This is a genomic window from Promicromonospora citrea (genome assembly GCF_013004695.1).
Classification (GTDB): domain Bacteria; phylum Actinomycetota; class Actinomycetes; order Actinomycetales; family Cellulomonadaceae; genus Promicromonospora; species Promicromonospora citrea.
This window is the reverse complement of the sequence record NZ_JABEMG010000168.1, coordinates 1-8,001: the sequence shown is the minus strand read 5'-3', so window position 1 is coordinate 8,001 and position 8,001 is coordinate 1. Positions and strand designations below refer to the sequence as shown.

Below are 8,001 nucleotides of genomic sequence, written 5' to 3'. Positions count from 1 at the left end.
GAGATCTGGTGTTCGCGTCGAGATCTGGTCGTGCACCACCAGATCTCGACGCGAACACCAGATCTCAGCGGGCCAGCGGGCCAGCGGGCGTCAGCGCCGGAGCGGGCCGCCGCGGGCGTCGAGGCGGTCCAGCAGGCGCGGCAGCACGCCGCCGAGGCGCAGGCCGTCGTGCTCGTGCTCGTTGGTGACCCAGGCCTCGACGTTGCCCACGTGCGCCGCGGTCTCGAGCGAGAGCTCGGCGTCGACGAACATGTCGTCGAAGTAGACGGCGGCCTCGACCGGCACCTCGTTCTCGGCGAGGCGGTGCAGGTCGTACAGGTCGCGCCAGTCCTGCCGCTCGGCGAGCGCGTGCGCCGCCGCCTCGAAGGGCCGCAGCGCGCGGATCTCGGCGAACATCCAGGGGTAGATCATCTCGCCCGTGAACAGCAGCGGGCGGGCGGACTCGTCGAACGCCGGGTCGGCGTCGCGCACGGACTGGGCGGCCCACGCGGTCGGGCCCGTGTGGGACTGCGCGTAGATCGACTCGTGCAGCACCGCGTACAGGGGGTTGGTCGCGAACGACGTCTCCGCGGCCACCGTGGCGAGGAACGTGTCGCTCAGCGGGCCGCCGTGCGGGGAGTCGAACGCCTCGTCGACGATCCAGTGCACACGCTCGAAGCCGGGCTTCATGCCGAAGTCCATGCCGAGCGTCTGGAACCGCCGCGTGGACAGCACGTCGCCGCCGGGCTCGGTGACGCCGCCCGAGGCGAGCCGGTCGGCGATCTGCCCGAGGGTCTTCACCGCGTGCGGGTAACGGGCGCGGAACCGCTCGTTCTTCGCCACCACGCGCGGCTGGGTGCGCTCGTACACCTCGCGCGCCGACGCCGTGAGGCCCGGTAGCCCGCCCGTGACGAGGCTCGCGTTCAGGCCCTCGGGCGCGAGCGACAGGTACGACATGGTGACGAACCCGCCGTACGACTGACCCAGCGACGTCCAGCGGCGGCCCTCGAACAGGGTCTGCCGGACGTGCTCGGCGTCGCGCACGATGTTGTCGGCCCGGAAATGGGCGAGGTACTCGGCCTGGTCGCGGGCGCCGCCGAGCGCGCCGAGCGTCGACCCGCGCACGGGGGTGGAGCGGCCGGTGCCGCGCTGGTCGAGCAGGATCACGCGGAACCGCTCGAGCGCCGCGCCGATCCAGCCCTCCGGGCCGGTCGGGCGCGGGCCCTTGCCGCCGGGGCCGCCCTGGAGGAACACCAGCAGCGGCAGGTCCTCGGTGCGTCGGGCGGGGTCGACGAGCTCGCGTGCGAAGACCGACAGCGCGGGTGACCCGTCGGGCTGGGACCAGTCCAGCGGGACGTCGACGGAGTGGTCGGTGACGTGGACGCCGGGGAGCGTGTAGCTGATGGGCACGCCCACACGGTAGCGGGCGGGTCAGCCGTCCTGCGCGGCGGGGCGTTGCATTGTTGGAGTGGCTGCTCTAATAATTGAGCATGACCACCACGCAGGTACGCCAGCCGGCGTCCGTCCCCCTGCTCGTCGGGCTGGGCGCGCTCGCGCTCGGCGGTGTGCTCGGCTGGGCCGCCCCCGTGCTCGCACGCGGTCTGGTCGGGCTTGTCGACGCGACGCCGCTGCCCGTGCCGGGGGTCGTGCGGACGGTCGGCGCCCTCTCGCTGCCCTGGTCGCTCGGGATCTTCGGCGTGCTCGGCCTCGTGGCCGCCGTCGTCCTCCTGCTGGCCGTCGTGGACGAGGCGCCGTCGCTCACCGTGGCCCGCGACCACCTCGAGCACGAGAAGCAGCACGACGCCGCCTGGGTCGAGCGGTCCGAGGTGGGCACCGCCTACCGCGACGGCGCGGACCTGGTCCTCCTGCGGCCCGACGGCGGCCTGCGCGCCCGGCTCGACATCGACACCCTGTCCCGCGCCCGGGTCGCCGCAGCGCTGGCGGAGCACGGCTGGCCGTGGACCGACGCCGACCCGTACGACGACCGCTACGAGCGGTGGGTCGACGGTCGGCCGGGCTTCAGCGCGCAGGAGCACGACGTGCTGCGCCGTCGGCTCGCCGAACGCAAGGACGCGGCCGCCCGGCGCGCGGCGGACCACGAGCTCGCCGCGCTCGGGCTGGTCGCGCGCGTGCGGGGCGACCGGCTGCAGGTACGCCGGGCCGCGCGCGCCGGACAGCAGGCCCGTGGCACGGACCGTTGACCCCGAGCGGTACGCCGCACGGCGGCTCGCCATTATCGACGCGGCGCTGACCGTCTTCGCCGAGCGCGGCTACGACGGCGCGACGACGGCCGCGATCTGCCGGCAGGCGGGGATCGGCTCGGGCACGTTCTTCCACTACTTCCCGACGAAGCGCGACGTGCTGCTGGCGATCCTGCGGCTCGGCATCGAGGACGTGCGGGAGCGCGCGGCGCGCTATGCGGGGCGCACCGATCCGCTCGGCGTGCTCCTGGACATCGTCGCGGAGCACGCGCAGGACGCCGCCGACCCGCGCATGCCCGGTTTCGTGCGCGCCGTCGGCGGCATCATGACGCAGCCCGACGTCGCGGAGCTGCTGCGCGAGGACACCGAGGTCCAGCACGCGCTCCTGCGGCCGTGGGTCGAGCAGGGGCAACGGGCGGGAGCGGTCCGCACCGACCTGCCGGCGTCGCGGATCGTGTCATGGCTCTACCTGCTCACGGACGGCTTCCTCGGGCAGGCGGCGTCGGACGACGGGTTCGTCCCGGCGGACGAGGCCGAGGTGCTCGTCGACACCGCGCGGCGCTTCCTCGCGCCGTGGAGCGGCATCGCGCCGTGAGCAGCCTCGCACCGTGAGCGGGACGCGACGACGCCCGGGCCACGCGGGTGGCCCGGGCGTCGGCGGGGCAGGTCAGCTCACGTCGGAGTCGACCCAGTCGAACGTCTTGGTCACGGCCTTCTTCCAGTTGCGGTAGAGGCGCTCGCGCTCGTCCTCCTCCATGGCCGGCTCCCAGCGGCGGTCCTCGGCCCAGTTGGCGACGACGTCCGCCTCACCCTGCCAGAAGCCGACGGCGATGCCCGCGGCGTAGGCGGCGCCGAGCGCCGTCGTCTCGGCGACGACCGGCCGCACGACGGGGACGCCGAGCTGGTCGGCCTGGAACTGCATGAGCAGCTCGTTGGCGATCATGCCGCCGTCGACCTTGAGCTCGGTGAGGTCGACGCCCGAGTCGGCCCGCATGGCGTCCATGACCTCGCGGGTCTGGTACGCCGTCGCCTCGAGCGCGGCCCGCGCGATGTGGTTCATGTTCACGTAGCGGGTCAGCCCGACGAGCGCGCCGCGTGCGTCGGGCCGCCAGTACGGCGCGAACAGGCCGGAGAACGCGGGCACGAAGTAGGCGCCTCCGTTGTCCTCGACCTTGCGGGCCAGCCACTCGATGTCGGGCGCGTCGTGGAACAGGCCCAGGTTGTCCCGCAGCCACTGGACCAGCGACCCCGTGACCGCGATCGACCCCTCCAGCGCGTAGACCGGGTCGGCGTCGCCGATCTTGTAGCAGACCGTGGTCAGCAGGCCGTTCTCCGAGGCCACCTTCTCCGTGCCCGTGTTGAGCAGCATGAAGTTGCCGGTGCCGTAGGTGTTCTTGGCGGTGCCCACCTCGAAGCAGGCCTGGCCGAAGGTCGCGGCCTGCTGGTCGCCGAGGATGCCCGCGATCGGCACGCCGGGCACCATGCCGCGGGGCCGGCCCTCGCCGTACACCTCCGACGAGGAGCGGATCTCGGGCAGCATCGACAGCGGGATCCCCATGTCCGCGGCGATGTCCTCGCGCCACGAGAGGGTGTCGAGGTCCATGAGCATGGTGCGGGAGGCGTTCGTGACGTCGGTGACGTGCACGCCGCCGTCGACGCCGCCCGTCATGTTCCACAGCACCCACGAGTCCGTGTTGCCGAACAGCAGGTCGCCGCGCTCGGCCGCCTCGCGGGCGCCCTCGACGTTGTCGAGGATCCACTTGACCTTCGGTCCGGAGAAGTAGGTGGCCAGCGGCAGGCCGACGACCGACTTGTACTTGTCCGGGCCCTCGGAGCCGCCGAGCTCGTCGACGATCGCCTGCGTGCGGGTGTCCTGCCAGACGATCGCGTTGTAGACGGGCTTGCCCGTGGTCTTGTCCCACACCACGGCGGTCTCGCGCTGGTTGGTGATGCCGATCGCCGCGAGATCCGTGTGGTTGACGTTCGCCTTGGTGAGGGCGAGGCCGACCACCTGGCGCGTGTTGTCCCAGATCTGCTCGGGGTTGTGCTCGACCCAGCCCGCCTTGGGGAAGATCTGGTCGTGCTCGAGCTGCCCGGTGGACACGATGGTCCCCGCGTGGTCGAAGACGATCGCCCGGGTGCTCGTGGTGCCCTGGTCGATCGCGAGTACGTAGTCAGCCATCGGAGTTGACTCCCTTGTCTGTTCGGGGGGTGTCTGCGTGGGGGACGGTCAGGCGGGGCGGGTCACGAGATCGCCGCGGAGAGCAGGCCGCCGAGCGCGCCACCGATCAGCGGGCCGACCACCGGGACCCACGAGTAGCCCCAGTCGCTGGAGCCCTTGCCCGGGATCGGCAGGACGGCGTGGGCGATGCGGGGGCCGAAGTCGCGGGCCGGGTTGATGGCGTACCCCGTGGGGCCACCGAGGCTGGCGCCGATGCCGACCACGAGCAGCGCGGCGGCCAGCGGACCCAGGTCGCCGGGCCAGTTGGCGAAGGACAGGACGATGAACACCAGCATGAACGTGCCGAGGACCTCGGTGACGACGTTCCAGCCGTACGAGCGGATCTCCGGGCCGGTCGAGAAGACGCCGAGCTTCACGGCGGGGTCGGCGTCCTGGTCGAAGTGCTGCTTGTAGGCGAGGTAGGCGAGGACCGCGCCGACGAACGCGCCGACGAGCTGCGCGACCCAGTAGATCAGCAGGTTGCCGAACGTCGCGGGGACGCCCTCGGCGAACTCCTCGGCGCCGCTGGACAGGATGCCGAGCGTGACGGCCGGGTTGATGTGGCCGCCCGATCTCATGGACACGAACACACCGGCGAAGACCGCGAGGCCCCAGCCGAAGTTGATCATCAGCCAGCCGCCGTTGAACCCCTTGGTGCGGGGCAGGATGGCGTTCGCCACCACGCCGGCACCACCGAGGATCAGGATCATGGTCCCGAGCAGCTCCGGGACCACGATGTCCGTGAATGCGTTCATCGCTGACTCGCTTTCTGCCGACAGCGTTGTCGGCGTCCGGGGGTACGTTCCTCAGCTCGTTCTGTCGTGCGGTCGTTCAGCTCCGCAGCGGCTGCCGGGCCGCGACGTCGGGCGTGGACAGCCGGGCACGCTCGGCGGTCTCGTCGTCGGGCGCCTCCTCGGCCACCCGCTCGGCCTCGATCCGGGCCGCCCAGGCCCCGAGCTCGCGCTCGGTGTCGGAGGCGTCCCAGCCCAGCAGCGGCCCGACGACGGCGGCGACCTCCTCGGCCGCGGCGGTGCCGCGGTCGGGCACCTCGTAGACGAGCCGCGTGCGGTGCGCGAGCACGTCCTCCAGGTGGAGGGCGCCCTCGTGGCTCACCGCGTAGTGCACTTCCGCGCGGAGGTACGCGGGGGCGTTCTCGAGCGGCGCGGCGAGCGACGGGTCGGCGTCGCACAGCTCGACGATCTCCGCGAGGTTGGCGCCGTACCGGTGCAGCAGGTGGTCCAGCAGCGGCGGCGACCAGCCGAACCGCTTGCCCCACGTGCGCGCCTGGCGCTGCACGGCCCGGAGGCCGACGGCGCCCGTCAGCGGGATCTGGTGCGTGATCGACGGCAGGGCGGCGGACCGCTGGCCGATCGCGAAGTCGACGGCGTCCTTGGCCATGACGCGGTACGTCGTGAGCTTGCCGCCCGCGATGACCGTCAGGCCCGGCGTCGGCGACGCCACCGTGTGCTCACGGCTCACCTTGGCGCTGCTCGTGCCCTCCTTGGTGCCCGGCTGCAGCAGCGGGCGCAGGCCCGCGTAGGTGCCGATGATGTCCTCGCGGGTCAGCGGGTGGGCCAGGACGGCGTTGGCGTGGTCGAGCACGTAGTCGATGTCGGCGCTCGTGGCCACGGGGTGCGTGGGGTCGAGGTCCCACGGGGTGTCCGTCGTGCCGATGATCCAGTACCGGCTCCACGGGATGACGAACAGCACGGACTTCTCGGTCTGCAGGATGAGGCCGGCGTTGCCGCGGATGCGCTCGCGCGGCACCACGAGGTGCACCCCCTTGCTCGCCAGCACGCGCAGCCCGCCCTCCGAGCCCGCGAGGGCCTCGGTCTCCTCGGTCCAGACGCCGGTCGCGTTGATGACGGCCCGCGCGCGGACGGTGATCTCGCGGCCGGTCTCGAGGTCGACCACGACGGCGCCGTTCACGGCACCCGTCGCGCCCTGCGTGAGGCTCACGACCTGCGTGCGGCTCGCGGCGTGCGCGCCGTAGCTCGCCGCGGTGCGCACGAGGGTGGCGACGAGGCGTGCGTCGTCGACCGAGGCGTCCCAGTACTGCACGGCGCCGACGGCGGCGTCGTGCGCGAGGTCCGGGAACTTCGCCTCCATCTGGCTCTTGCTCAGGTGCCGGTGGAACGGCATCGGCCGGCGGCCGGGCGTGAGCGTCGCGAGCACGTCGTACAGCGCGATGCCCGTGCCCACGTAGGCCCGCTCCCAGACGCGGTGCTCGAGCGGATACAGGAACGGGACCGGCCGCACCAGGTGGGGTGCGAGGTCCCGCAGGAGGAGGTCGCGTTCGGTCAGCGCCTCGTGGACGAGCTCGAAGTCGAGCATCTGCAGGTAGCGGAGCCCGCCGTGGACCAGCTTGCTGCTCCGGCTGGACGTGCCCTGCGCCCAGTCCTGCGCCTCGACGACGGCGGTGGACAGGCCGCGTGTCACCGCGTCGAGCGCGATGCCCGCGCCGGTGACGCCGCCTCCGATCACCAGGACGTCGAGCTCTGCCGACGGGCTCACGCTGGCCTCGAGGGCCGCCAGCGCTTGCGCCCTCGCTTCTGCGGTCAGCCGTGTGGATGCCATGCGCCAAACACACCACGCCTTCCGGTACTTGGCAACACCTTTGCCGTGTCTGGTGGGGTGTGTCGGGATGTTCTCTTGCTCACGTCCGGGTGCCGTCCAGAATCGGTCAGGTGATATGCCCGCTTTGTCGGGTGGGGCCGGGCTGCCCCGGCGCCTGCGCGGCAGCGGCGTCCGGCCTGTGCGCGCCGCGGGCGAGCGCGCCGGTGGCCGCCGTAGGGTGACGCCGTGACGACCTCCCAGGTGCCTGCGGCCCCCGTGATCCGGCCCGCCCTGCCCGCTGACGTCCGCACCATCCGCGACCTCGTCGAGCCGCTCAGCCGCGAGCGCATCCTGCGCCCGTACGAGATGGTCGGGTACTACGAGGCGGTGCAGGAGTTCCTCGTGGCGACCGACCCCGCGGCGTCCGACGCGCCGGCGATCGGTTGCGGGGCGCTCCACGTCATGTGGGAAGACCTCGCCGAGGTGCGCACCTTGGCCGTGCACCGGGACTGGCGCGGACGCCGCGTGGGGCACGCCCTGCTCGAGGCGCTGGTCGACCGCGCGCGGGCGCTCGGGCTGCGCCGGGTGTTCTGCCTGACGTTCGAGGTCGCCTTCTTCGCCGCGCACGGGTTCCGCGAGATCGACGGCACGCCCGTGACGCCGGAGGTCTACGCCGAGCTGCTGCGCTCCTACGACGAGGGCGTCGCCGAGTTCCTGGACCTGGCGCGGGTCAAGCCGAACACGCTGGGCAACTCGCGCATGCTGCTGGAGCTCTGAGCCGCGCGGGCGGGGGGCTCACGCGAGCGGGAGGTGGAGGCGGCCCGCCTCGTCCTGCTCGGCGAGGCCGTCCTCGACCAGGCCCGCGATCGCGCGGTCGAGCTGCGCGGCGTCGGGCCACGAGGTGGCGAGCACCGCGCGGTCGACGGGCGCGTCGGCCTGGCGCAGGTGCGCCATGACCCGGCCGCGCGCCTGGCGGTCGGTGCCGGTCCACGCCTGGGTGCGGCGCCGGTCCGCGTGCGCGTCCGGCGGGTACCCCGCGCGGCG

At 72.9% G+C, this 8,001-nt stretch carries 7 protein-coding genes and 1 pseudogene; 3 read left to right on the top strand and 5 right to left on the bottom strand.

Annotated features, from left to right (window positions below; translation table 11 throughout):
- Positions 1-90 precede the first annotated feature (90 nt).
- Positions 91-1,389, bottom strand: coding sequence for an alpha/beta fold hydrolase (locus tag HLB15_RS21045; protein WP_171108338.1), 1,299 nt, complete (start codon positions 1,387-1,389; stop codon positions 91-93).
- Between the two features lie 80 nt (positions 1,390-1,469).
- Between HLB15_RS21045 and HLB15_RS21040 the strand changes: the two genes are divergently transcribed.
- On the top strand, positions 1,470-2,180 hold the full coding sequence (locus HLB15_RS21040; protein WP_171108335.1) for a YqeB family protein: 711 nt from the start codon (positions 1,470-1,472) through the stop codon (positions 2,178-2,180).
- Complete coding sequence (locus HLB15_RS21035) at positions 2,164-2,775, top strand: TetR/AcrR family transcriptional regulator (protein WP_229785582.1); 612 nt, start codon at positions 2,164-2,166, stop codon at positions 2,773-2,775. The genes HLB15_RS21040 and HLB15_RS21035 overlap by 17 nt, the downstream gene beginning before the upstream one ends.
- Positions 2,776-2,847: 72 nt before the next feature.
- Here the strand turns inward: HLB15_RS21035 and glpK are convergent, their stop codons facing one another.
- The 3 genes from glpK to HLB15_RS21020 form a co-directional block, all read right to left on the bottom strand.
- Positions 2,848-4,362, bottom strand: a complete 1,515-nt coding sequence (gene glpK, locus HLB15_RS21030) for a glycerol kinase GlpK (protein WP_171108333.1) — start codon at positions 4,360-4,362, stop codon at positions 2,848-2,850.
- A gap of 62 nt (positions 4,363-4,424) precedes the next feature.
- On the bottom strand, positions 4,425-5,156 hold the full coding sequence (locus HLB15_RS21025; RefSeq protein ID WP_171108330.1) for an MIP/aquaporin family protein: 732 nt from the start codon (positions 5,154-5,156) through the stop codon (positions 4,425-4,427).
- 76 nt (positions 5,157-5,232) lie between these two features.
- On the bottom strand, positions 5,233-6,978 hold the full coding sequence (locus tag HLB15_RS21020) for a glycerol-3-phosphate dehydrogenase/oxidase (protein ID WP_171108327.1): 1,746 nt from the start codon (positions 6,976-6,978) through the stop codon (positions 5,233-5,235).
- A 225-nt stretch (positions 6,979-7,203) separates the two neighbouring features.
- Between HLB15_RS21020 and HLB15_RS21015 the strand changes: the two genes are divergently transcribed.
- Entirely contained in the window at positions 7,204-7,734 is a 531-nt protein-coding gene (locus HLB15_RS21015; RefSeq protein WP_229785583.1) for an amino-acid N-acetyltransferase, read from the top strand.
- Positions 7,735-7,752: 18 nt separating this feature from the next.
- Here the strand turns inward: HLB15_RS21015 and HLB15_RS21010 are convergent.
- A pseudogene (locus HLB15_RS21010) lies at positions 7,753-8,001 on the bottom strand (A/G-specific adenine glycosylase); the annotation flags it as partial.